A 23,368-nucleotide genomic window follows, 5' to 3' on the forward strand; every position below is an offset into this window, starting at 1 on the left:
CAAAACTGTCGCGTGATCGCATTAGTTTGCCCGCCAACAGAGAGGGCCAAGTGACACGTACGTATCAGTCCGAGTTGCGACAACTGGTGGCCGAGGTGATCCGCATGGGCGGTCTCGCCGAGGCCCAGGTCGTGGACGCCGTCGACGCCGTGGTCCGGCGCGACGTTCCCCTGGCCCAGGCGCTGATCGTGCGCGACCTGCGCCTCGACACCCTGCAGAGCGAAGTCGAGCAGCGGGCCCTGGACCTCATCGAGCGGCATCGTCCGGTGGACGTGGACCTGCGGCGGGCGATCTCGACCCTGAAGCTCGCCATGAACCTGGAACGCTGCGGCGATCTGGCCCGCAACATCGCCAAGCGCAGCCTGGTGCTCTCCTCGGGGGAGCCGCTGCTGCCGCTCACTGGCGCGATCGAGCGCATGGGGCGGCTGGTGGCGGCCCGCCTGCGGGAGGTTCTGGACGCCTATGCGGCCGGGGACGTGGAGCCAGCGCTCGACGTCTGGCGGCGGGACGGGGAGGTGGACGAGCACTACGAGAGCCTCTTCCGCGAACTCCTGGCCTTCATGACCGCCCATCCCGGCGCTGTGGAGACCGGGGCCCACCTGCTCTTCGTCGCCAAGAACCTCGAGCGGATCGGCGATCACGCGACCAACATCGCCGAGATCCTGCACTTCCAGATGACGGGCCGCGAACTGATCGGCGAGCGTCCCAAGGTGAGCCTGCCCCAATTGGAGGGCCTCAAGTCGTGACCCCGTACGTTCTGGTCGTCGAGGATGAGGACGCGCTGGCGACGCTTCTCGACTACAACCTCATGAAGGAAGGCTTCCGCGTCGAACGCGCGGCGGATGGCGAGGAAGCGCTGTTGCGCGTCGCGGAGGAGCCGCCGGATCTGGTGGTCCTGGACTGGATGCTGCCGAAGGTCTCGGGCGTCGAGGTCTGCCGACAGCTCCGCGCGGGCGCGGAGACCCGTCGCACACCGGTCCTGATGCTGACCGCCCGGGGCGAGGAGGGTGACAAGGTCCGCGGCCTGGACACCGGCGCCGACGACTATGTGGTCAAGCCGTTCTCTATGAGCGAACTGGTGGCGCGGATCCGGGCCCTGCTTCGCCGCACCCGGCCCGAACTGGTGGAGGAGCGGCTGGAGTACGCCGATCTGGTCCTCGACCGTGGCCGCCACCGCGTGACCCGCGCGGGCAAGGACGTGCACCTGGGCCCGACTGAATACCGCCTGCTGGATTTCCTGATGCAGCGGCCGGGTCGGGTGTTCAGCCGCGAGCGCCTGCTGGACGCGGTCTGGGGCGCCAACACCTATGTCGAAGTGCGAACCGTGGACGTCCATGTGGGACGGCTGCGCAAGGCGTTGCGCCAGCCTGGCGCGCCGGACCTGATCCGGACGGTCCGTTCGGCCGGCTACGCCCTGGATACGGAGGGATAGGGGCGTCACGCCCCTGTCACCGACTCCCCGTAACGCAACCCCACTTCGCAGTTTTGGGGGACCGCGATGCCTGAGGCTTCACCCGCCGTTCGTTGCCGTGCGGCGTTCATCTCCGACATCCACCTGGGAACCAAGGGCTGCCAGGCCGACCTGCTCCTCGAGTTCATCCGCGAGCTCGAGTGCGACACCCTCTACCTGGTCGGCGATATCGTCGACGGTTGGAAGATGAAGAGCGGCTGGTACTGGCCGCAGGGCCACAATGACGTCGTCCAGAAGATCCTGCGCCTGGCGCGCAAGGGCGTCCGGGTCGTCTATGTGCCTGGCAACCATGACGATCGGATCCGCGATTTCTGCGGCGTCCATTTCGGCGGGGTGGTGGTGGCGCGGGATGCGATCCACGAGGCAGCGGACGGCCGACGCTATCTGGTGACCCACGGCGACGAGTTCGACGGCGTGGTGCAGAACGCCAAGTGGCTCGCCTTCCTGGGCGACTGGAGCTACCGGGCGCTGCTCGGGCTGAACACCCACTTCAACCGGCTGCGAAAGCTGATGGGCCTGGGCTACTGGAGCCTTTCGGCCTTCCTGAAACATCGCGTGAAGGACGCCGTCGCCTTCATCGACCAGTTCGAGACGGCCATGGCCGACGAAGCCCGCCGCCGCGGCGTCGCCGGCGTGATCTGCGGCCACATCCACAAGGCCGAGATGCGCGAGATGGATGGCGTCCTCTATCTGAACGACGGCGACTGGGTGGAAAGCTGCACCGCGCTGGTGGAGGGCTTCGAGGGCGAATTCCGGATCGTCCACTGGCTGGAAGAACGCAAGGTCCTGGCCGCCCAGCCCATCCCGTTCGCCGAGCCGCTTGCCGCCTGAGCCAGGCCATAGGCGCAAAAAATTGGCCGCGACCGGGGGGAGGTCGCGGCCGTGCGGCCATCGGGGTTGGCCGACTGGAGAGATACGCGAGGGGATACTGAGCCGGAGCGTACGCCTCGCGCGTGTCTGCCTCGTGACGTCAGAACGACACCTGCATCCGGCCGGCCACGGCGTCGTAGTCCTGGCCGATCTGGGCTCCGGCCGCGTTCAGGCGATCGATGTCGACGTGCTGGTAGTCCAGCATCAGGCGGATGGTCGGGTTCAGGTACCAGTTGGCCCCGAAGGTCAGGATCTTCTGCTCGCCGCCGCGGACGGCGCCGAGGACGGACGTCGTACCCTGAGGGCCGGCGCGGTAGTTGAGGTCGGTCACCGAATAGCGTGCCGCCACCTCGAACGCGCCCCAGGCTCCGGCCGCCGGGCTGAAGTTGTAGGCGGGCTTTGGCGCATCGAAGCGGGCCTCGGCCGGGTTGTAGGGCCGGCTTTCCCCCGTCAGCACCCAGGCGCCCTGGACGTACCAGCCGTCGAAGCGGGGATCCTTCGGGGCCACCGCCGTGGTGATGCGACGGTCGATGTCATACCGGTACCATTCACCCTCGATCAGGAAGGGACCGGCGGTGAGACCCGCTTCGAGCCCCAGGACGCTGACATGCCGAGCGTCGATCGCGCCGGTGTCGATCAATCGCGTGCCGTCGATCCGCAGTTCCGGCCGATCGCGAAGCTGAGCGGGATAGCGCGGCGTCGCGGAGGGGCCGGCGTCGCCCGGGTGGATCACGTACTGATAGTTGGCGCCGAAATGCGCCTGCCAGGCCGGACCGTTGAAGGGGGCCAGCGCGACGCGGCCGATCCAGGCGGTCTGCTCGTCGAAGCTCTGCGCCGCGCCGATCGTGGAGCCCGTGACGGCGGTGGAGGCGAACCAGCGTGTCGCAAGGCCGGAGTCGCCGCTGCCGAAACTGCCGGCGCCAGTCACCTGCGCCGTCACGCGCGAGTCGCCCGCGGCCACGTTGCGCGCGATCTCGGCCGGGGCGGGACGCTCCATCAGCGGCATCTGGCTGGTGGAGACGGCCGCTGCGAGGCCGATGTTGGGCTCGTAGGCGCCCAGCTTGATGCGGAACGGCTTGAGCGCGGTGTAGGTCACCGAGGCCTCATAGAGCCGCCCCGACTCCTCGGCGCCCGACCCGCCGAATTCGTAGACGAAGGCATAGTCGAAGTCGGTGAAGAGGCGACCGTCCAGGCCGAGACGCGCCCGCCGGAAGTTCGTGCCTTCACCCAGATCGCGGCCAGGGACATTTGCGGCGAGACCCCCATCCTGGAAATATTTCCCGGCGTCCAACATCACGATCGCACGAACGTTGGCGGAGAAGCGGCCGTCAGCGGTGGCGAAGCCTGGCTTGCCGTTGGACAGTGTCGCCGACACCGAGGCCGGAGCCGGGGGTAGCTTGAGCGTCGCGATGTCCGCGGACGTTTCATCCTGGGTCGTCTTCATCGCCGCGAGCTGAGCAGCCATGGTGTCCAGCTGCTGCTGCATGGCGGTCAGCCGCGCGTCAGCCTGAGTTGCGGACTGCATCTGCTGGAGCTGCGCGCGCATCTCGTCGAGCTGCTGCTGCATCGCCTGGAGCTTGGCGGCGTCGGCGGGCGCGGCCATGGCGGCGGAAGACGCGCCGCAGAGCAGGATGCCCGCGAGGCTGGCGCCTAGCCACGTGCGCGAGGGGGATATGGCCATGTCTGGAACCTCTTGCCGATCGCTCTCCCGCGATCCGTTCGCGGCGGTCCTAGGGCGAGTGTGTGACAATGGCGCAAAAGAAGCATGACAACGACATGACAATCACCGCTGTCATGGAACTGCCGCGACACTGTCGCGCAGCTTTTGCACGACGATCCTACACGCCCCTCGAGCGGCGCAGACTGCGCCCCGGACGAGGGATCTTCGATGTTCAAACGCTATCTGACTGGCCTTGTGGCCGCTATCGCGCTCGCTGGCGCCGGTTCCGCCCAGTCGGCGGACATCTCGGGCGCGGGGGCGACCTTCCCGGCGCCGCTCTACGCCAAGTGGGCTGAGGGGTATCGGGCCCAGACCGGGGACCGGCTCAACTATCAGGCCATCGGGTCGGGTGGCGGCATCCGCCAGATCACCGCGGGCACCGTGGATTTCGGCGCGACCGATAAGCCGTTGAAGCCCGACGACCTGGCGGCCAATGGCTTCACGATGTTCCCCACGGTGATGGGCGGCGTGGTGCCCGTGGTGAACGTGCCCGGGCTTAAGTCGGGCCAGCTCAAGCTGACCGGCGCGCTCACCGCCGACATCTACCGGGGCGTGGTCAAGAAGTGGAACGACCCGCTGATCGCGAAGTACAATCCGGGCCTTACCCTTCCGAACCTGCCGATCACGGTCGTCCATCGGTCGGACGGGTCGGGCACCACCTTCCTGTTCACGAGCTATCTCGCCATGAAAGCCCCGCGCTGGGCCAGCGAGGTCGGGGCCAACGACGCCGTGAAATGGCCGGTGGGTCTGGGCGGCAAGGGCAACGACGGAGTCGCGGCCTATGTGAAGCAGACCCCCGGCGCGATCGGCTACGTGGAGTACGCCTTCGCCAAGCAGAACGGCCTGACCTACGCCCTGCTGCAGAACAAGGCCGGCAAGTACGTTGCGCCAGCCGCGGCCAATTTCGCAGCGGCGGCGGCAAATGCGAACTGGAAGGCGGCGCCCGGGTTCTACCTGCTGCTGCTGGACCAGCCTGGCGCGGAGGCCTGGCCGATCACGGGCGCGACCTTCATCCTCGTGAAGACCCGGCAGGCCGACGCCCAGAAGGGGCGCGAGGTGCTGGCGTTCTTCGACTGGGCCTATCGGAACGGCGACGCCGCAGCCCAGCAGTTGGACTATCTTCCGATGCCGCCGGCCGTGAAGGAGATGGTGCGCAAGTCCTGGGCGAAGGTCCTGGGGCCCGACGGCAAGCCCGTCTATCGCTGAGCTAGAACGCCCGGTCCGCCAGCCTCGCCGCGCCGTAGAACAGTGCGGCGATCAGGCCCGAGGCGGGCAGGGTGACGACCCACGCCCACACGATCCGGCTGGCCACGTTCCAGCGGACGGCCGACATGCGCCGCGATGCGCCGACGCCGACGATGGCGCCGGTGATCGTGTGGGTGGTGGAGATCGGCACCCCGATGTGCGTAGCCAGGAAGATGGTGATGGCGCCGCCCGTCTCAGCGCAGAAGCCCTGCTGGGGCGAGAGCCGGGTGATCTTCGAGCCCATCGTGTGCACGATGCGCCAGCCTCCGAAGAGCGTCCCGAGCCCCAGGGCGGCCTGACATGTGATCACGACCCAGAACGGCACGTGGAACTCCGCGCCGAGCTGGCCGTGGGAATAGAGCAGCACGGCGATGATCCCCATGGTCTTCTGGGCGTCGTTCCCGCCGTGGCCCAGCGAGAACATCGCGGCCGAGACGAGCTGAAGCTTTCGGAAGGTGGAGTCGGCGAAGGCGGGCGTGGCCCGGACGAAGAGCCAGCTGATCGCAAAGACCAGCACGAGGGCGAGCACGAATCCGAGCGTCGGTGAGACCACGATGCCGGCGACGGTCTTCAGGACGCCGCTCCACACCACGCCCTCGAAGCCGGCCTTGGCGAGCCCGGCGCCCAGCAGGCCGCCAATCAGCGCGTGCGAGGACGACGAGGGGATCCCGGCGATCCACGTGATGACGTTCCAGCTGATGGCGCCACCCAGGGCGCCGAAGATCACGGCGTCGGAGACAATGTCCGCCGAGATGATTCCCTTGCCCACCGTGTTGGCCACGTGGAGGCCGAAGAACAGGAAGGCGATGAAATTGAAGAAGGCCGCCCATGCGACGGCCACCCGTGGCGAGAGCACGCGGGTGGAGACCACCGTGGCGATGGAATTGGCCGCATCGTGCAGGCCGTTGAGGAAATCGAACGCCAGGGCGACGCCGATCAGGAAGATGAGCAGCCAGCCGGCCGCGAGCAGGTCCATGGCGGGCTAGAGGTGCTCGATCAGCACGCCGCTGATCCGGTTGGCCACGTCCTCGAACCGGTCCACCACCTTTTCCAGGTGGTCGTAGATCTCGGCCCCGATGATGTAGCCCATCGGATCGGTCTTCCCGACCTCGCGGTAGAGCGCGGCGATGCCGGCGTCATAGAGATGGTCGGACTCTTCCTCCAGCCGCGTGACCTGGTCGGTGATGGTGTTCAGGCGGGCGGCGTTGTTCTTCATCGCCCGGAGAAGCCGGACGGCCTCGGCGACGAGGTCCGCCGTCTTCACGATCACCTCGCCCAGGCGAACCATGTCGGGTTGGAAGGTGTGCTGCTCGAAGAGCGCGGTGACCTTGGCGGTCTTGTGCATCTGGTCGATGGCGTCGTCCATCGAGCTGATCAGGTCGATGATGTCGGCCCGGTCGAACGGGGTGATGAAGGTCCGCCGGACCAGCAGCATCACCTCGCGGGTGATCTCGTCCGCGTCGTTCTCGTGCCTGGCGACCGCCGCGCCGTATTCCGGCGTCTCGGGACCACCCTCCAGCAGGCGATGCAGGGAGGCGGCTCCCGCGCACAAGGTCTCGGCGTGACGTTCGAACAGGTCGAAGAACCGGCCCTCCTTGGGCATCAGGGCCTGGAACCAGTTCACGGAAGACCTCTTCGACAGCTTTGCGGCGCGACGCCGCGGCTCTTACAGTGTTCCGTAGCGGGCGTCACCGAACTGTCGCAAAAGCTTTGCGTAGCTGTCACATGCCCCGCGTAGAGCGGCCCCAAGATCCTTCGGACGGAGGTGGGTATGTTCCGGAAAGTCCTCGTCGGCGTTGCGGCCTGTCTGGCCCTGACGGCGTGCAGCAACAACAGTGACAAGGCCGGCGAAGCCAAGGCGCCCGCGGGCGCCCAGATCGCCGGCGCCGGCGCGACCTTCCCGGCGCCGCTCTATGCCAAGTGGGCCGAAGCCCAGAAGGCGGAGACTGGGCTCGCCCTGAACTACCAGGCCATCGGCTCCGGCGGCGGAATCAAGCAGATCAAGGCCAAGACCGTGGCTTTCGGCGCGAGCGACAAGCCGCTGAAGCCCGAGGAACTGAACGAAGCCGGTCTGGTCCAATTCCCGACCGTCATCGGGGGCGTGGTTCCCATCGTGAACCTGCCGGGCGTGACGCCGGGCCAGATCAAGCTCACCGGCCCGCTGCTCGCCGACATCTTCCTCGGCACGGTCAAGAAGTGGAACGATCCGGCGATCGCCCAGGCGAATCCGGGCGTCGCCCTGCCGAACCTGCCGATCACCGTGGTGCACCGTTCGGACGGCTCGGGCACGACCTTCCTCTTCACCAGCTACCTGACGGCGGTCGCGCCCCAGTGGGCCAAGGTCGGCGCCAGCGACGCGGTCGCCTGGCCGGCTGGGCAAGGCGGCAAGGGCAACGACGGCGTCTCCGGCTATGTGAAGCAGACGCCCGGCGCGATCGGCTACGTCGAGTACGCCTTCGCCAAGCAGAACGGCCTGGCTCATGCCGCGCTCCAGAACGCGGCCGGGACCTTCGTGAACCCGACGGCCGAGAGCTTTGCGGCTGCGGCCAGCGGTGCGGACTGGTCCAAGGCGCCTGGCTTCTATCTGCTGCTGATCAACCAGCCGGGCGCCAACGCCTGGCCGATCACGGGCGCGACCTTCATCCTGATGCACAAGGCTCAGGCCGATGCGGCGACGGGCAAGAGCGTGCTGAGCTTCGTGGACTGGGCCTATGCGAAGGGCGACGCGGCTGCGAACGAGCTGGCCTATGTTCCGCTCCCGGCCGATCTGAAACAGCGCGTGCGGTCGAGCTGGTCGGCGATCGTCGGCCCTGACGGCAAACCGGTCTACGTCCCGGCCGCTCAATGACCACCGTCGCCGAAGCCGGTGGCGCGCCCCGGGCGGCCCGGGGTGCGGCCCTGGACCGCCTGTTCGAAGCGCTCTGTTTCGGTGCGGCCACATTGCTCCTGACGGCTCTGGGAGGCCTGGTGGTCTCTCTCGCCATCGGCGGCTGGCCGGCCTTCGAGCGCTTCGGCCTCTCGTTCTTCACCAGCGCCACCTGGGATCCGGTCCAGGAAATCTACGGCGCCGCGGGCGCAGTGACCGGCACGCTCGTCACGGCCACCCTGGCGCTGCTGTTCGCCCTGCCTTTGGCGTTCGGCATTGCGATCTTCCTGGTGGAACTCTGTCCTCCCATGCTGCGCCGTCCCATTGGCACCGCCGTGGAGCTCCTCGCGGGCATTCCATCGATCGTCTACGGCATGTGGGGCCTGTTCGTGTTCGCGCCCTGGTTCGCCAAGCACGTGCAGATGCCGATCATGATGTCCGCCAAGCCGGGCACCCTATGGGAGACGATCACCACGGGCGTGCCCAACGGCGCGGGTATCCTGTCGGCCTCGATCATCCTGGCGATCATGATCCTGCCGTTCATCGCCGCGACCATGCGCGAGCTGCTGCTGACCATTCCGGCCCAGGTGCGCGAGAGCGCCTACGGTCTCGGTTCGACCACGTTCGAAGTCATCCGGAACGTCAGCATCCCCTATGTGCGGACGGGCGCGATCGGAGCTGTGATGCTGGGTCTTGGCCGCGCCCTCGGCGAGACCATGGCCGTCACCTTCATCATCGGGAACGCGCACGGTTTCCCGACCTCGATCTTCGCCTCGGGCTCGACGATCGCCTCGACGATCGCCAACGAATTCGCAGAGGCCACGGGTGAGGCTCATACCTCGTCCCTGATCGCCCTGGGCCTGGTGCTGTTCCTCATCACCTTCGCAGTCCTGGCCCTGGCCCGGCTGCTCATCGGACGGCAGGCGCACGCATGATCCACGCCGGCTCACCCCGTCTATCGCGCCGCATCGGCGAGGCCGCCTTCCTGGCGTTCTGCTGGGCGGCGACCGGTCTCGCCATCGTCGCGCTCGCGGCGATCCTCTGGTCACTCGTCAGTCAGGGCGTCGCAGGTCTCGACGCCAACGTCTTCACCAAGTCCACGCCGGCGCCCGGTTCTGAAGGCGGCCTGGCGAACGCCATCGTGGGTTCGCTCATGATGTGCGTGGTCGCCATGGTTGGCGCCGTGATCGTGGGGGTGCTGGCCGGAACGTGGCTCTCGGAATACGCACGCGACAGCCGATACGGGAAGGTCGTCCGCTTCCTGAATGACGTGCTTCTTTCGGCTCCGTCGATCCTGGTCGGTCTCTTCGTCTATGAGATCTTCGTCGCCCCGCTGAAGGGGTTCTCGGGGCTCGCTGGCTCGGTGGCGCTGGGGCTCATCGCCGCGCCCGTCATCACCCGCACGACCGAAGACGTTCTGCGGCTGCAACCGGTCTCCCTGCGCGAGGCCAGCGTGGCCCTGGGGGCTCCCGTCTGGCGCACCATCCTGGCGGTGATCTGGAAGTCGGCGCAGGGTGGAATGCTCACGGGCGCCTTGCTGGCGTTCGCCCGCATCAGCGGTGAGACCGCCCCGCTGCTCTTCACGGCGCTGAACAATCAGTTCTTCAGCCTCGACCTCACCAAGCCGACCGCCAATCTGCCGGTCGTCATCTTCAACTACGCGCTTTCGGCCTATGACGACTGGCGACGCCTGGCCTGGGCCGGCGCGCTGCTGATCGCCGCCACCGTGCTGACGGTCACCGTCGCCGCCCGAATGCTCGCCCGGGAGCCTCGCCGCTCATGAACGTCCAACTGGAATCCCCGCCCGAAACGGCGATCCTGGAGCTGCCGTCCGAGACGGTGAAGCTGGCCGTGAAGAACCTCAACTTCTTCTACGGACAGAAACAGGCCCTGTTCGACGTCAACGTCGGCTTCGCGGCCAATGCCGTGACCGCGCTTATCGGCCCGTCCGGCTGTGGCAAGTCCACCCTGCTGCGCACGCTCAACCGGATCTACAGCCTGTATCCGGGCCAGAAGGCGACGGGGCAGGTGTTGCTCGACGGCGAGGACGTGCTGGGATCGCGCGTCGACGTGGCCTCGCTCCGCGCGCGGGTCGGCATGGTGTTCCAGAAGCCGACGCCGTTCCCGATGTCGATCTTCGACAATGTCGCGTACGGCGTCCGGCTCTACGAGAAGCTGTCCAAGGCCGACCTCGCGGCGCGCGTCGAAGACTCTCTGCGGCGCGCCGCGCTGTGGGACGAGGTGAAGGACAAGCTGCGGGAATCGGGGCTCAGCCTTTCCGGCGGCCAGCAGCAGCGGCTGTGCGTCGCGCGCGGCATCGCGGTGCGGCCGGAGGTGCTGCTGCTCGACGAGCCGGCGTCGGCGCTGGATCCGATTTCCACGGCGCGCCTGGAAGAGACGATCGCCGAGCTGAAGCGCGACTACACGATCGTCATCGTGACCCACAACATGGGCCAGGCGGCGCGACTGTCGGACCACACCGGCTTCATGTACCTCGGCAAGTTGGTCGAGTTCGGGGAGACGGAACAGGTGTTCACCAACCCGGTGACCACGCGCGCCCGCGACTACATCACCGGCCGCTTCGGCTAGGGGAGGGTTCGATGGAACACACGATCAAGGCGATCGACACCGAACTGGCAGGCCTGGGTCACGACGTGTCCGCCATGGGCGACCTCGCCGTCGCGCAGGTGCGGGCATCGGTGGATGTATTCACGGCCCATGACCTCACCGCCGCCGCCAAGGTGGTTCGTGGCGATGACGCGCTCGACCTCCAGGACGCCGAGATCGAGAAGCGCGCTGTCCGCTTCATCGCCCTGCGCCAGCCGGTCGCCGACGACCTGCGCCGGACAATCGCGGCGATGAAGATCGCGATGCAGCTCGAACGCTGCGGCGACCTGGCGAAGAACATCGGCAAGCGCGTCGGTCGGATGACCAAGCCCGCTGCCGCCGCCCAGGCCGACCCGATCGGAGATCTGGGTCGGCTTGTGACCGAACGCCTGGCCGCCGTCGTCGAGGCGTACCGCACCGACGATGCTCAGGGGGCGTATGACGTCTGGCTCAAGGACACCGATATCGACGAGCGGCATGAAGTCACCCTCCGCGAGATCGTGAGCTGCATGGCTTCGGATCCCGAAAGCGTCGGCGACTGCACGCACCTGCTGTTCATCGCCAAGAACCTCGAGCGCATCGGCGACCACGCCACCAACATCGCCGAACTGGTCCACTACCAGATCACCGGCCACGAGCTGGCCGACCGGCCGAAGCTGTAGGCGCCGGCGCCCAAACTCTGTCGCAGCAGGCGCCCGTCGCCGGGCGAGCGGCGACAATCGGAGCGTGGCGGTTGCGCCGGCGGCTCCATGGCCTTTTTCTCCGGTGGGCCGAGTGAGGGGGTGCGCGTGTCACGAGTCCGGATCGTTCAACCAGATCGCCGTTCGCTGCTGGGCGGAGCTGCCGGCCTGGCGGGAGTTGGCCTGCTCGGGGGCTGCGCGACCGCCGGCCCGGCAAGGCCGCCGTTCCGCCCAGCGCCGCAGCTCGCGCCGATCCGCGCGGACATTCGGCGGCTCATGGGGATCACGGTGTGCCTGCGCCCCTTCCGGGCCGCGGGACCGCGCATGGACGCCGAGACCGTCGGCGACAAGCTGGTGGTTCACAACTACGGCCATGGCGGCAGCGGCTGGTCGCTCTCGTGGGGCTCTGCGGTGTCGGTCGTGCGGACGGCGCTGGCCGGAGGGGCGAAGGAGGTGGCGGTCCTCGGCGCCGGTGCGCTCGGCATGACCGCGGCGACGGTCGCCCGGCGCGCCGGGGCGAACGTCACCATCTATGCCAAGGAGCGCGTCCTCGACAGCCGGTCGACGCGAGCCACAGGGGTCTGGTCGCCGGACTCGCGCATCGCCCTCAGCAGCGCCGTAGATGGCGAATTCCCCGCGCGATGGGAGGAGATGGCCCGAACCTCGTGGCGCATGCACCACCAATACCTGGGCCTCGGCGACGGACCGGTGGAATGGACCGAGCGCTACATGCTCGCCGACTCGCCGAGCGTCGCGCCGCATGACCCGATGGGCTTCGCGCACTATGGGCGGCGTCTGCAGGACATCTGGGCGCCGAGCGAACCGCTGGAGCCCGGCCAGCACCCGTTCCCGACCCGGTTCGCACGCAGGCAGACCCTGCCGATGTTCAACATCACCGCCTATGGCCACCTGCTGACCTCGGAATTCCTCCAGGCGGGCGGCCGTATCGAGACCATGGAATTCCACCATCCTTCCGACCTGTCGCGCCTGAAGGAGACGGTGATCATCAACTGCACCGGCTATGGCGCTCGTGCGCTTTGGCGGGACGAGAGCGTCGTGCCCGTACGCGGACAGATCGCCTGGCTCATCCCCCAGCCCGAGGTCGCCTACGGCCTCTACTACAAGGGGGTCGGCACGATCTCGCGGCGTGATGGCATGGTGGTTCAGTACTCAGGCGCGGACGAGAGCTACGGCTACAACGATCCGAACGAAGCGCCCGACCGGGGGGAGGCCGAGCGAGCCATCGCCACCATCGCGCCCCTGTTCGCGGCGCGCGGCTGACCTATATTGAAGCGGCTGCGGCGGGCTACGACGGCCCATCCGCGCGCCGATCCCGGCCCCATTCTGGATGGTGGGTCAGAGCGTTGTCGCAAGAGCGCTCTCCCGCCGCAGCGCCCCTACTGCTGCTGTTGCTGCATCTGATGCAGACGCTGCTGGTGCTCATGGGCGGCGCCCGGAGCAACCCGCCGGCCCGGCGCGCCGTTGCGGCTCGCGGGCCGCGAGACGCGCAGGAACTCAGGCTCGCTGATGGCCGCCCGCGCCTTGCGCACCGACACCCCCACCGCCAGCAGGCTCTCGGCCTCGCCCTTGTAGACGCCGCGTGACGGGGGCACGTCCGAATAGTCGCGACCAACCGCGCAGGCGATGTGGCGCTCGGTGGCCACGGTGTTGTTGGTGGGGTCGAAGCCGATCCAGCGCAGGCTGGGGAGGAACGCTTCCACCCAGGCGTGGGTGGCGTCGGGATCCGAGCGGTCGCCATGCTTGCGGTCGGTGAAGAGGTAGCCGGAGACGTAGCGCGCCGGAACGCCCCAGGATCGCAGGATGGCCAGCATCACGTGCACGAAGTCCTGGCAGACGCCCTTGCGGGCCCGCAGCACATCGTCGATCGGGCTGTCGGCGCGGGTTACCCCGGCTTCGTAGCCGAAGGATTCGTAGATCTTGCGGTTCAGCCCCTGCAAGGCGGTCAGCGGGTCCCGGCGGCGCAGGTCGTCGATCTCGTGTTCGGCCATGTAGGCATGCAGCAACCCGGTCTCGCGGGCGAAGCCGTGAGGGTGCAGGAAGTCGAAGTTCTCCCCCCGGAGGAAGTCCGATCTCAGACGATCCCATTCCCCTTGGTCGAGGTGGTCCGGCAGAGGCGCGGGGGCTTGGGTCTCCACCGCGGAGCGGGCGGTGATGGTCAGCCGGTCGTGCGGCTGCGGCACGTCGAAATGGTAGACGGCGTTGCCGAAGCTGTCGGCGTACGAGAACACCTGGGTCGGCGGGTCGATATCGAGGTCGAAGCTGACCAGCCGCTGGCGCGCGCTGCGTTGCGGCTGCATCCACACCTCCATGACGCTTTCGCGCACGGGGACGGCGTACTGGTACTGGGTGACGTGGCGAACCTCGAGCAACACGTTTGAAGGTCTCCTAGGCCGGGAGGCGGTCTTCGAGGGGATAGGCCACGAAGGCGTCGTAGAGGCTGCGGTGGATGGCGGCGCACTCGTCGAGCACGGTCTTCAGGAATGCGCTGGCGCCCTGGGTCTCCAGCTCGTCGATGTCCGCGTACTGCAGGCGGGCGCGCAGGCGACCGGCCAATCGGTCGGGGCCGACACGGCCGGCGAGACCCGCGTGGCGGATGATGGCGGCCAAGTGCTGTTCGATCTGCTGGGTGCAGAACCGCATCGAGCGCGGGAAGTCCTCGTCCAGCATGAGGAACTGCAGAATGTAGCGAGGCTGCATCTCGGCCGTGTAGACGCGAAGGTACGGCTCCAGCGCGCACCCCATCCGCAGGACGTTGGTGAGGGCGAAGTGGTCGCGGATGGGGCGCCGTTGTCGGCCTTCGCCGAACACCACCTCCAGTAGCGCGCCGATGAGCTGGGCCCGTTCCAGGTAGACGCCGAGGAGCAGGAAGCTCCAGCCCTCGCCGTGGCTCATCGTGGCGTCGCCGGCCCCCTTGAAGAGGTGGAGGTCGGCGATGGTGTCGTGGAGGAAGACCTGCGAGCCGCCCTCGAACGCCTTGACCGCATCGGGCGAGCTCATGCGCAGATAGATGAGGTTCAGCCGCTCCCAGGTCTCGGTGGTGATCTGGTCGCGCACCTGGCGGGCGTTCTCCCGCGCCCGGGCGATGGACGAGTAGATCGAGCCCGCATCGTCACGATCGAGCGTCAGCGCCTGAGCGGCTTCATAGGGGTTCCCGGCCTTGGCGGCGTCGGGGTCGCCCACGGCGGCCAGGGCGATCCGCGCCACCTGGGTGGCGGCCTCCGAACGATCCAGCGTGGCGTTGAGCATCACGTCCGAGAGGCGGCACATGTGCTCGGCCCGCTCCACGTAACGGCCGATCCAGTAGAGGCTGTCGGCGACCCTCGCGAGCATCATGCTCGCGTTCCTTCACGAAGAGGCTTGGCGAGCATCATGAGCGGTCTCCCTTGCCGTCCGAGAGCACCCAGGTGTCCTTGGAGCCACCGCCCTGGCTGGAATTGACCACCAGCGATCCCTTCTTGAGCGCGACGCGGGTCAGCGCGCCGGGCGTGACCACGATCTTCTCGCCGGAGAGGATGAAGGGGCGCAGGTCGACGTGGCGCGGCTCCACGGCCCCATCGATCAGGCAAGGTGCGGTCGAAAGCTGGATGGTCGGCTGGGCGATGTAGTTGGACGGATCGGCCCGCAGGGCGTCCGCGAAGGCGTCGCGCTGGGCCTTGGTGGAGTGCGGGCCGACCAGCATCCCGTAGCCGCCCGACGCGCCGACGGCCTTGACCACCAGCTTGTCGAGATTGGCCAGGACGTGGCTGAGCTGGGCGGGCTCGCGGCAGAGATAGGTCTCGATGTTGGGAAGGATCGCGTCCTCGCCCAGGTAGTAGCGGATGATCTCGGGGACGTAGGCATAGACCGCCTTGTCGTCCGCGACCCCCGTGCCCGGCGCGTTGCAGATCACGACGTTGCCCGCGCGATAGGCATTGAAGAGCCCAGCCGCGCCCAGCGAGCTGTCGCGTCGGAAGGTGAGGGGGTCGATGAAGTCGTCGTCCACCCGGCGGTAGATCACGTCGATCCGGCGCAGGCCCGTCGTTGTGCGCATGTAGACCATGTTGTCGTGGACCACGAGGTCGCGTCCCTCGACCAGCGGCACGCCCATCAGGCGGGCGAGGTAGGCATGCTCGTAGTAGGCGGAGTTGTAGACGCCGGGTGTGAGCACCACGACCTGCGGGTTCGGCCGCCAGTCGGCCGCCATGCTCTTCAGCGTGGTCAGCAGGAGGTCGGGATAGCGATCGATCGCCCGTACCCCTGCGGCCCTGAAGGTGCCGGGGAAGACGCGCTTGGACGCCTCGCGGTTGGCCAGCATGTACGAGACGCCGGAGGGAACCCGCAGGTTGTCCTCAAGCACGGCGAACTCGCCGTTCTCCTGGCGAATGAGGTCCGAACCACAGACGTTGGCGTAGGCGTTGTGCGGAACGTAGAGGTTCTGCATCTCGCGGCGGTACGAGGGCGCCTGCATCACCAACTCGCGCGGCACCACCCCATCCATGAGGATCTGCTGCTCCGAGTAGATATCCGCCAGGAACATGTTCAGGGCCCGCAGGCGCTGGGTCAGGCCGGCCTCGATCCGGGACCACTCGGCCGCTGGGATGATCCGCGGCAGGATATCTGTCGGGATGATCCGCTCGGTCGAACTCTCGGCGCCGTAGACCGTGAACGTGATGCCCTGGAGCAGGAAGAACCGCTCCTGCGTCTTCTGGCGGTCCGCCAGCTCCGCGGCGCTGAGCGTGGAGAGCCGCGCCTGCAGGGCCGCGTAGTGCGGCCGAACCTCACCAAGCGGCGCGCGCATCTCATCATAGGGGCCCATCGGGCTCGCGGCGTCGCTCGCCGGTTCGTCCAGCCTGGCGCTCACGGTGGATTCCACGCCTTTCCGCCCTCGCTTGGTAAATCAGTATGACGCTTACGGCCCGCCCGGAAGCACGGTGACGAAATTCCGACCTCGACGGATGGCTCCCGGGCGCCTGCCCAAGAATTGGGCGCCGACGGCCGCAACGGGCGGATGACAGGGTCTGGAGGCCCGGCTACATCCGCAGAGGGGGCGCCAACGGGGAATCGGGCTTGGGTCGACTGGTGTATGCCGTCGCCGCCTCGGCGGTCCTTTGCGCGTCTGGCGGCGCCGCTCTTGCGGCCGAGCCCAAGGCGACGGTCGAAGGTGACATGGATGCGGACCTGCGGGCCACGATCCAGCGGGTCGTGGGCGACAGCGACCGTCCGATCGAGAACCGGTTCGAGGCGCGTCGGCGCGCCCGCGCCGCCGCCGAGGACGCGATCGCCGTTCTCCGTTCCGAGGGCTATTATGCGTATACGGTCAGCCCGGACGTCAGCGAGACCGATCCGCCCCGTCCGCTTGTGAAGATCGCCCCCGGTCCGCTGTTCCTGATCGGCGAGGCAGGCATCGAATGGCGGGGCGAGGCGCCGGACTCCGAGGCCGCGGTGGCCGCCCGTCGCGCGATGAACCTGTCCCCCGGCACGCCGGGCCGGGCCGTGGACGTGATCGCCGCCGAAGGGCGGATCGTGGCCGAGATCCAGCAGCGCGGCTATGCCGACGCGGTGGCTGAGCCCAGGGACGTGGTGGTGGATCATGCGGACCATTCCGTGCGGCCAACCTACAGGATCGCGGCGGGGGGCCTCGTCCGGCTGGACGACCTGGATATCGTCGCCGCAGGGCGGACCCGGCCGGCCTGGCTGCGCGGTCTGGCGCCGTGGACGGCAGGCGACGCCTACAGCCCTGACGAAGTGGCCGAGCTGGAGCGCCGGCTCCTCGACACCGGCGTGTACGACTCCGTCACCGTGGCGCTGGCGCCGCCGGAGAAGGCGACCGCCAACGGCCGGCGTCCCGTGGTGGTGAGCCTGGCGGAACGAAAGCCGCGCACCATCGAGACGGCGGCCAGCTACGCGACGGTCGACGGCGTAGGCGTCAATGCGCGCTGGACGCACTACAACCGCCTTGGCCGAGCGGACACCATCGCGCTGTTGGGCCAGTATTCCGATCGCGACACGCGAGCCGAGGCCAGCGTCTCGCTGCCCCATTGGCGTCGGGCGCAGCAGACGTTGCGCACCAGCGCCGCCGCCTACCGCGTCGAGACTGACGCCTATGACGAGGATGGCTTCGGGCTGCAGGCCGACGTGACGCGTCGCTACGGACGAACCTCCTACGTCACCGTCGGCGGCTCGGTGGATGCGACGCGGTCGACAGAGAAGACAAACGGCGCTCTGAGCGCTCTCGGCCGCGACCTCGTAACGCTGGCGGTCCTGGGCGACGTAATGCTGGACCGCTCGAACGATCCGCTGAATCCGACGTCCGGCTGGAGGCTCAGCGCCCGGCTGGAGCCGACGCTGATCGTCGGCGACACCAATCTGCCCTATCTGCGCGCGGTGACACAGGGGACCTACTACTGGGCGCTCGACAAGCGCGCCCACACCGTCGTGGCCGGGCGTCTCCGGCTTGGACGCATCATCAACGGGTCCGTGGACCAGGTGCCGGCGTCCCAGCGCTTCTTCGCCGGCGGCGGCGGGTCCGTGCGCGGCTTTCCCTACCAGGCCGTTGGGCCTCGGCTGGCGGACAATACCCCGCGCGGCGGGGTTTCGCTGCTCGAGAGCTCGGTTGAGGTGCGCCGGGACCTGACGGCGAAGTGGGGCGTGGCGCTCTTCGTGGATGCCGGAGCGGTCGGCTCGTCGAGTGTCATCGACGTTGGGGACATGGCCGTCGGCGCAGGGATCGGCGTTCGCTACAACCTGGGCTTTGCGCCGATCCGCATCGACGTCGCCACGCCTGTGGCGCGTCGGCGCGGCGAGGCCCCATTCCAGGTCTACCTGAGCATCGGACAGAGCTTTTGAGCGATGCTGCCGACATTCCGGCGCGCGTGCGCTCGCGATGGCCGAGGGCGATCCTGGCCGTCCTGGCGACCATGGCGGCCACGCTGCTGCTGGTGGCCGGCGTCACGCGCTACGGGGTGCTGCTGCCTCAGGTGCGCCTGCTGATCGAGGCGCGCACGGACGGGCTGAAGCTCGGGCGTATCGGACGGCTGAGGATCGAGGGCCTGTCCGGCGACGTCTGGCGGGACGTGCGTGCGCAGCGACTCACCATCCGGGACGAAAAGGGCGTCTGGCTCGAAGCCAGGGACGTCCACATCAAGTGGAACTACGCCGAGCTTCTCCGGCGCAGGTTCGACGCCGACGTCGTCACCGCGGGATCGGTGCGGGTGCTTCGGCGCCCGGCCATGGGACCCAAGGGCAAGGACCGGGGCCTTCCGGTGTCGTTCCACATCGACCGGCTCGCCACGCGTCTCACCCTGGAGCCTGCATTCGCCCAGACCCGCGGCGTCTATGACCTGAAGGCGGCGCTGGACATCGAGCGGCGCGGCGGGCGCAGCGGAACGCTCGCGGCGACCAGCGTGCTGCATCCCGGCGACCGCCTGGATGTCGAGCTGGCGCTGGGAGGCCCCGGTCCGCTGAAGATCGTCGCGGCGGCTGAGGAGGCGAGGGGCGGGGCCATCGCCGGCTCCCTGGGCCTACCCGCCGATCGGCCCTTCCATCTCGATCTTCGGGCGGACGGCACGGTGTCGGAGGGGCGCTTCACCGCCGTCGCCAAGACCGGTGACGTGACCCCCCTGATCGCCAGCGGCGCCTGGAGCCCGCAGGGAGGGCAGGCCGGCGGGCGGGTCCTCCTTGCGGCCTCCGACCTCACAGCGCCGGTCGCCGAGCGCCTGGGCGCCAGGGTCCTGTTCGGCCTGGCCGGCCGCAAGACGCGGGCCGGGGATTATGCGCTGGATCTCAGACTGCGCGCCGACGGGGCGAGCCTGCATGCATTCGGGCCCGGCGACCTTGGCAAGCGACGGCTTTCCGCCGTGCGGCTCGACGCCCAGGCGCCTTCACTGTCGCGACTGCTCGGCGCTGGCGACCTCGGTCCCGGACGCCTGACGGGTGGCGTGACGGCGCAAGGGGCGGACTGGCGGTTCGAGGGATCCGCCGTGCTGATGGATGTCGGTCTCGGGGCGTATCGGCTGCAGCGCATTTCCGGGCCAGTGCAGGTCGCCCGGGAGAAGGGCGCCTATGCGCTGGAGACACAGCTGACAGGCGCGGGCGGGCAGGGGGCCGGGCTGGCGGCCGCCATGCTTGGCGCAAACCCCGTGGCCAGCCTCGATGCGCGTCGACTCGCCAATGGCCAGATGGTCGTGCGTCGGCTCGACCTTTCGGGGCGCGGGCTGAAGCTTTCGGCCAGCGGCGAAAGGACCCTGCTCGGAGCCGTGGGCTTCAAGGGCGATGCGCAGGTCTCGAACCTTGCGGCCGCTCGCGAAGGCGCCTCGGGTGCGCTGGACATGGCGTGGCGGGCGTCCCAGGCGCGAGCGGACGGCCCGTGGACGATCACGCTTGATGCGCGCGGCCAGCGCCTGGCCCTCGGCATGGCCGAACTGGATCGATTGCTCGGCGGGCAGCCGCGCCTCGAGGCGCAGGGAACGTGGCAGGCCGGTCGTGTCGCCATTACCCGCGCGGCGTTGGATGGCGCGGCGCTCGATGCGACCGCGGCCGGCGTCATGGAGCGCGATCAACGCCTGGCCTTCAAGACCGACTGGACCGCGACCGGGCCCTTCAGAGCTGGGCCCGTGGAAATTTCCGGGCGCGCCCGGGGGATGGGCGGGGTCAGCGGCACGCTCACTGCGCCGCGCCTGGATCTGTCCGCCGACATCGAGCAGATCGACGTGCCGCGACTTCCGCTGCGCGATGCCAAGCTCGCGCTGGTCTTCCAGCGCAGGGTGGATGGCTCGGATGGGACGGTCGCCCTTACGGCCTCAAGCGGCTACGGCCCGGCGCGCGCTGGCGCATCGTTCCGCTTCCCGAGAGGCGGGGTGGATCTCTCGGACCTCGTGATCGACGCCGGCGGCGTGCGGGCCCGAGGCCAACTATCCCTCCGGCGCAGCGCTCCATCGGCCGCGGACCTGACCCTCGACATCGGACGGGGCGCCTTGCTGGACGCCGGACGGATCGCGGGGCGGGCCCAGGTGGTCGACGGGGCCGGCGGACCCCGGGCGACACTGAACCTGACCGCAGAGAACGCGCGGGCTGCGGGCTCTGCAATCACCATCCGGACGGCCAAGATTGTTGCAGACGGAGCGCTGACGCGCCTGCCCTATTCGGTGGATGCGAGGGGGGTCTCGGAGCGGGGCGCCTGGACCCTGGATGGCCGCGGCGTCCTGGACGATCAGGCCGGGGGATATCTGGTCACCTTCGACGGTGGCGGCGCGATCGGGGGGCAGGAACTGCGGACGGCCGAGACCGCCAACTTCCGTCTTGGCGGCGGCGATCAGGCGGCCCGCGTGCGGCTTGTCGGATCGAACGGCGGCCGGCTCGACCTGGACGCCGCGCTGCGGGGAGATGTGGCCGAGGTGGAGGCCCGGGTCGCGAACCTGGGCCTGACGCTGTTCAACGCCGACCTGGACGGACGGGTCGAAGCGACGCTGGCGCTGCGGGGGCAGGGGCAGAGGTTGGATGGATCCCTCCAGGCGCGCCTTCTTGACGCGCGGGGGCGTGGGTCACCTGCCAGCCAGGGTGTGGATGGGACTCTTCAAGCGCGCCTTGCCGGCGACGCCGTCTCGCTGGAGGCGGCCACCACCAACGACCAGGGACTGCGCGCGGAAGCGAGCCTCGTCCTGCCAGCGGAAACGTCCGCCCGGCCATTCCGCGTCGCGATCGCCCGGCAACGGCCCATGCGGGGACGCTTCTCCGCTGAGGGGGAGGTTCGGCCTCTGTGGGATCTCTTCATGGGCGGTGACCGGTCCCTGGCCGGATTCGTCCGCACGGAAGGGACTTTGGCCGGCAGCCTGGCGTCTCCCCGCGCGACGGGCCGGGTTTCGGTGGAGCGCGGCCGCTTCGACGACGGCGTCTCGGGCCTTTCGCTCCGTGAGGTCACCCTCGCGGCCGTGTTTGCCGAGGATGGGATCGATGTCAGCGAGGCGCGGGGTGTCGATGGTCACGGGGGATCCGTCGCCGGGCAGGGACACGTGAGCCTCCAGCGCGACGGTGTGTCGAGCTTCCGCCTGGATCTGCGCGGCTTCCGCCTGATCGACAACGAAATGGCCACCGCGTCCGCAAGCGGTCAGGCGACGATCCGGCGCGCGACCGACGGAAAGGTGACGCTCACAGGCGATCTGGTGATCGACCAGGCGGAGGTCGCCGCCGATCCCCCGACGCCGACGGGCGTGGTGGCGATGGATGTCCGGGAGGTGAACCGTCCCGATGACCTGTCGCTCGGCCTGCCGCCGCGCGTCCGCAGCGGCGACGGCTGGGCCCTGGACGTGAAGCTTCGCGCGCCGCGTCGGGTGTTCCTGCGCGGCCGGGGGCTCGACATGGAGCTGTCGCTGGACGCCCATGTTGGCGGGACGACGTCCAGGCCGGACCTGACCGGCGAGGCGCGCGTCGTCCGCGGCGACTACGACTTCGCCGGAAAGCGGTTCGAGTTCGACGACCGGGGCGTGGTCTATCTCTCGACGCGGCCTCAGAATATCCGGCTCCAACTGGACGCCGTGCGCGAAGATCCCTCGCTGACCGTCACGGTCCGTATTCGCGGAACTGCGGCGCGTCCGGAAATCACCCTGGTCTCGTCGCCCAACCTGCCCAATGACGAGGTGCTGTCGAAGGTGCTGTTCGAGCGGTCCGCATCGCAGCTCTCCGCAGTCGAGGCCGCTCAGCTTGCTTCGGCGCTCTCGGCGCTGTCAGGCGGCGGTGGGCTGGACGTGATCGGCAACCTGCGCAGCTTTGCGGGACTCGACCGGCTCGCCTTTGGCGGCGACGAGGAATCCGGGGTGACCGTCTCCGGCGGCAAGTACCTGACGGACGATGTCTACCTGGAGCTGACCGGCGGCGGTCGTGAAGGCCCCTCGGCGCAGGTCGAATGGCGGATCCGCAAGAACCTGTCGCTGCTTTCGCGGATCGCCGGCCAGACGGGAAACCGCCTCGCGATCCGATGGCGGAAGGACTACTAGGCCCGGCCGCGGCCGCCAGCCTTCGCGTAAGCCTGAGTTCCGCGCGTGAAGACCTGGTCGCTCGGGAGAACGGCGTCGATCGGCACGTCCGGCTGCGCGCCGAGCCAGGCGTAGAGGGCGCCGAAGTCGGCCAGCGTCGCGTCCAGCAAAGCCTGCAGCGACGGCACGACGAAATAGACCTGCTGGAAGTCGTCGATCCGGTAGGGCGTGCGCATCACGCGGCCCAGGTCGAAGCCCAGCCGGTTCGGCGAAGGATCGTCGAGGGCGAAGATCGACTCGGCATGGCTGGAGACGATGCCGGCCCCGTAGATTCGCAGCCCCGCGGGGGTCTGCAGGAGACCGAACTCCACCGTGTACCAGTAGAGGCGCGCCAGGTTGTGCAGCTGGCCCAGATGAAGGGCGCGCAAGCCGCCCTCGCCATACGCCTGCATGTAGTCGGCGAAGGTGGGATCGGTGAGCATCGGCACGTGGCCGAACACATCGTGGAACACATCCGGTTCCTGGAGGTAGTCCAGTTCCTCCGGCTTGCGGATGAAGTGACCTGCGGGGAAGCGCCGGTTCGCGAGATGCTCGAAGAAGACGTCGTCCGGGACGAGTCCCGGCACGGCGACGACCGTCCACCCGGTCAGCCGCTGAAGCTCCTCGTTGATCCGGGCGAAGTCCGGAATGCCGGCGCGGTGGAGGTCGAGCGCGTCGAGGCCCCTCAGGAACGGATCGCAAGCGCGGCCAGGCAGCAGAGCCGACTGCCGCTCATAGAGCTTGATCCAGACCTGGTGCTCGGCCGCCGTGTAGCGGTCCCAGTTCTGGTCGATCGTCCAGTCCGCCCGCGCGCCCGGCGGGGGCAGGTTGTGTCCGTCTGCGCTCATGGCGCGAGATTGGCCGCTTCCTCCCGGAAGTTCCGTTCGAAATATCCCGCAAAAC

19 protein-coding genes are annotated in these 23,368 nt (G+C 68.6%); 12 read left to right on the forward strand and 7 right to left on the reverse strand.

All coding sequences use genetic code 11. From position 1 onward, the window contains the following. Positions 1–50: 50 nt before the first annotated feature. From phoU (DJ019_RS00650) to DJ019_RS00660, 3 genes are all read left to right on the forward strand, one after another. Entirely contained in the window at positions 51–746 is a 696-nt protein-coding gene (gene phoU / locus DJ019_RS00650) for a phosphate signaling complex protein PhoU (RefSeq protein ID WP_240606322.1), read from the forward strand. Next, the gene (phoB, locus tag DJ019_RS00655) at positions 743–1,432 is read left to right on the forward strand and encodes a phosphate regulon transcriptional regulator PhoB (RefSeq protein ID WP_111274063.1); all 690 of its coding nucleotides are present in this window, start codon (positions 743–745) and stop codon (positions 1,430–1,432) included. The genes phoU (DJ019_RS00650) and phoB overlap by 4 nt, the downstream gene beginning before the upstream one ends. Positions 1,433–1,498: 66 nt before the next feature. Further along, positions 1,499–2,302, forward strand: a complete 804-nt coding sequence (locus DJ019_RS00660) for a UDP-2,3-diacylglucosamine diphosphatase (RefSeq protein ID WP_111274064.1) — start codon at positions 1,499–1,501, stop codon at positions 2,300–2,302. A 139-nt stretch (positions 2,303–2,441) separates the two neighbouring features. Here the strand turns inward: DJ019_RS00660 and DJ019_RS00665 are convergent, their stop codons facing one another. After that, a complete protein-coding gene (locus tag DJ019_RS00665) occupies positions 2,442–4,022 on the reverse strand; it encodes a porin (RefSeq protein WP_111274065.1) in 1,581 nt (526 codons plus the stop codon). A gap of 207 nt (positions 4,023–4,229) precedes the next feature. On the opposite strand from DJ019_RS00665, the gene pstS (DJ019_RS00670) reads away from it, so the two are divergent. Beyond that, positions 4,230–5,267 carry a phosphate ABC transporter substrate-binding protein PstS gene (pstS, locus tag DJ019_RS00670; RefSeq protein ID WP_111274066.1) on the forward strand — a complete coding sequence of 346 codons (1,038 nt, stop codon included), beginning with the start codon at positions 4,230–4,232 and terminating at the stop codon, positions 5,265–5,267. 1 nt (position 5,268) lies between these two features. On the opposite strand, the gene DJ019_RS00675 is transcribed toward pstS (DJ019_RS00670), so the two are convergent. Beyond that, positions 5,269–6,282 carry an inorganic phosphate transporter gene (locus tag DJ019_RS00675; protein ID WP_111274067.1) on the reverse strand — a complete coding sequence of 338 codons (1,014 nt, stop codon included), beginning with the start codon at positions 6,280–6,282 and terminating at the stop codon, positions 5,269–5,271. Positions 6,283–6,288: 6 nt separating this feature from the next. Then, on the reverse strand, positions 6,289–6,930 hold the full coding sequence (locus tag DJ019_RS00680; protein WP_240606323.1) for a DUF47 domain-containing protein: 642 nt from the start codon (positions 6,928–6,930) through the stop codon (positions 6,289–6,291). A gap of 147 nt (positions 6,931–7,077) precedes the next feature. Between DJ019_RS00680 and pstS (DJ019_RS00685) the strand changes: the two genes are divergently transcribed. The 6 genes from pstS (DJ019_RS00685) to DJ019_RS00710 all read left to right on the forward strand — a co-directional run bounded on the left by pstS (DJ019_RS00685) (position 7,078) and on the right by DJ019_RS00710 (position 12,740). Beyond that, on the forward strand, positions 7,078–8,154 hold the full coding sequence (gene pstS / locus DJ019_RS00685; protein ID WP_111274068.1) for a phosphate ABC transporter substrate-binding protein PstS: 1,077 nt from the start codon (positions 7,078–7,080) through the stop codon (positions 8,152–8,154). Beyond that, the gene (gene pstC, locus DJ019_RS00690) at positions 8,151–9,107 is read left to right on the forward strand and encodes a phosphate ABC transporter permease subunit PstC (RefSeq protein ID WP_111274069.1); all 957 of its coding nucleotides are present in this window, start codon (positions 8,151–8,153) and stop codon (positions 9,105–9,107) included. Before pstS (DJ019_RS00685) ends, pstC begins: the two co-directional genes overlap by 4 nt. After that, positions 9,104–9,955: a phosphate ABC transporter permease PstA gene (gene pstA / locus DJ019_RS00695; protein ID WP_111274070.1), complete on the forward strand. Its 852-nt coding sequence runs from the start codon at positions 9,104–9,106 to the stop codon at positions 9,953–9,955. Before pstC ends, pstA begins: the two co-directional genes overlap by 4 nt. Next, the gene (pstB, locus tag DJ019_RS00700; protein ID WP_111274071.1) at positions 9,952–10,761 is read left to right on the forward strand and encodes a phosphate ABC transporter ATP-binding protein PstB; all 810 of its coding nucleotides are present in this window, start codon (positions 9,952–9,954) and stop codon (positions 10,759–10,761) included. Before pstA ends, pstB begins: the two co-directional genes overlap by 4 nt. 11 nt (positions 10,762–10,772) lie before the next feature. After that, positions 10,773–11,441 (forward strand): phosphate signaling complex protein PhoU, encoded by a 669-nt coding sequence (gene phoU, locus DJ019_RS00705; protein WP_111274072.1) that lies wholly within the window; start codon positions 10,773–10,775, stop codon positions 11,439–11,441. A gap of 342 nt (positions 11,442–11,783) precedes the next feature. Beyond that, positions 11,784–12,740 (forward strand): FAD-dependent oxidoreductase, encoded by a 957-nt coding sequence (locus DJ019_RS00710; protein WP_240606324.1) that lies wholly within the window; start codon positions 11,784–11,786, stop codon positions 12,738–12,740. Between the two features lie 116 nt (positions 12,741–12,856). Here DJ019_RS00710 and DJ019_RS00715 read toward each other — a convergent pair whose 3' ends face one another. The 3 genes from DJ019_RS00715 to DJ019_RS00725 are packed head-to-tail and all read right to left on the reverse strand — an operon-like array spanning position 12,857 to position 16,275. Continuing rightward, positions 12,857–13,852, reverse strand: a complete 996-nt coding sequence (locus DJ019_RS00715; RefSeq protein WP_111274074.1) for a transglutaminase family protein — start codon at positions 13,850–13,852, stop codon at positions 12,857–12,859. A 13-nt stretch (positions 13,853–13,865) separates the two neighbouring features. Beyond that, positions 13,866–14,813, reverse strand: coding sequence for an alpha-E domain-containing protein (locus DJ019_RS00720; RefSeq protein ID WP_111274075.1), 948 nt, complete (start codon positions 14,811–14,813; stop codon positions 13,866–13,868). Between the two features lie 34 nt (positions 14,814–14,847). Continuing rightward, entirely contained in the window at positions 14,848–16,275 is a 1,428-nt protein-coding gene (locus DJ019_RS00725; protein WP_111274725.1) for a circularly permuted type 2 ATP-grasp protein, read from the reverse strand. 251 nt (positions 16,276–16,526) lie between these two features. On the opposite strand from DJ019_RS00725, the gene DJ019_RS00730 reads away from it, so the two are divergent. Together DJ019_RS00730 and DJ019_RS00735 are read left to right on the forward strand one after the other, a co-directional pair. Then, a complete protein-coding gene (locus DJ019_RS00730) occupies positions 16,527–18,305 on the forward strand; it encodes an autotransporter assembly complex protein TamA (RefSeq protein WP_240606325.1) in 1,779 nt (592 codons plus the stop codon). Further along, positions 18,302–22,447 carry a translocation/assembly module TamB domain-containing protein gene (locus DJ019_RS00735; RefSeq protein WP_240606326.1) on the forward strand — a complete coding sequence of 1,382 codons (4,146 nt, stop codon included), beginning with the start codon at positions 18,302–18,304 and terminating at the stop codon, positions 22,445–22,447. The genes DJ019_RS00730 and DJ019_RS00735 overlap by 4 nt, the downstream gene beginning before the upstream one ends. On the opposite strand, the gene phhA is transcribed toward DJ019_RS00735, so the two are convergent. Further along, on the reverse strand, positions 22,444–23,313 hold the full coding sequence (phhA, locus tag DJ019_RS00740) for a phenylalanine 4-monooxygenase (RefSeq protein WP_111274077.1): 870 nt from the start codon (positions 23,311–23,313) through the stop codon (positions 22,444–22,446). The two genes, DJ019_RS00735 and phhA, sit on opposite strands and share 4 nt — an antisense overlap. Positions 23,314–23,368: the final 55 nt, after the last annotated feature.

Source organism: Phenylobacterium kunshanense, assembly GCF_003254525.1.
In the GTDB taxonomy this organism is placed as follows: domain Bacteria; phylum Pseudomonadota; class Alphaproteobacteria; order Caulobacterales; family Caulobacteraceae; genus Phenylobacterium; species Phenylobacterium kunshanense.

Coding starts and splice junctions, on each gene's coding strand:
- pstC (WP_111274069.1), top strand. CDS start 8,151: ATGACCACCGTCGCCGAAGCCGGTGGCGCGCCCCGGGCGGCCCGGGGT.
- DJ019_RS00720 (WP_111274075.1), bottom strand. CDS start 14,813: ATGATGCTCGCGAGGGTCGCCGACAGCCTCTACTGGATCGGCCGTTAC.
- phhA (WP_111274077.1), bottom strand. CDS start 23,313: ATGAGCGCAGACGGACACAACCTGCCCCCGCCGGGCGCGCGGGCGGAC.
- pstS (WP_111274066.1), top strand. CDS start 4,230: ATGTTCAAACGCTATCTGACTGGCCTTGTGGCCGCTATCGCGCTCGCT.
- pstA (WP_111274070.1), top strand. CDS start 9,104: ATGATCCACGCCGGCTCACCCCGTCTATCGCGCCGCATCGGCGAGGCC.
- pstS (WP_111274068.1), top strand. CDS start 7,078: ATGTTCCGGAAAGTCCTCGTCGGCGTTGCGGCCTGTCTGGCCCTGACG.
- DJ019_RS00725 (WP_111274725.1), bottom strand. CDS start 16,275: ATGGGCCCCTATGATGAGATGCGCGCGCCGCTTGGTGAGGTTCGGCCG.
- DJ019_RS00660 (WP_111274064.1), top strand. CDS start 1,499: ATGCCTGAGGCTTCACCCGCCGTTCGTTGCCGTGCGGCGTTCATCTCC.
- phoU (WP_111274072.1), top strand. CDS start 10,773: ATGGAACACACGATCAAGGCGATCGACACCGAACTGGCAGGCCTGGGT.
- DJ019_RS00675 (WP_111274067.1), bottom strand. CDS start 6,282: ATGGACCTGCTCGCGGCCGGCTGGCTGCTCATCTTCCTGATCGGCGTC.
- DJ019_RS00665 (WP_111274065.1), bottom strand. CDS start 4,022: ATGGCCATATCCCCCTCGCGCACGTGGCTAGGCGCCAGCCTCGCGGGC.
- pstB (WP_111274071.1), top strand. CDS start 9,952: ATGAACGTCCAACTGGAATCCCCGCCCGAAACGGCGATCCTGGAGCTG.
- DJ019_RS00710 (WP_240606324.1), top strand. CDS start 11,784: ATGGACGCCGAGACCGTCGGCGACAAGCTGGTGGTTCACAACTACGGC.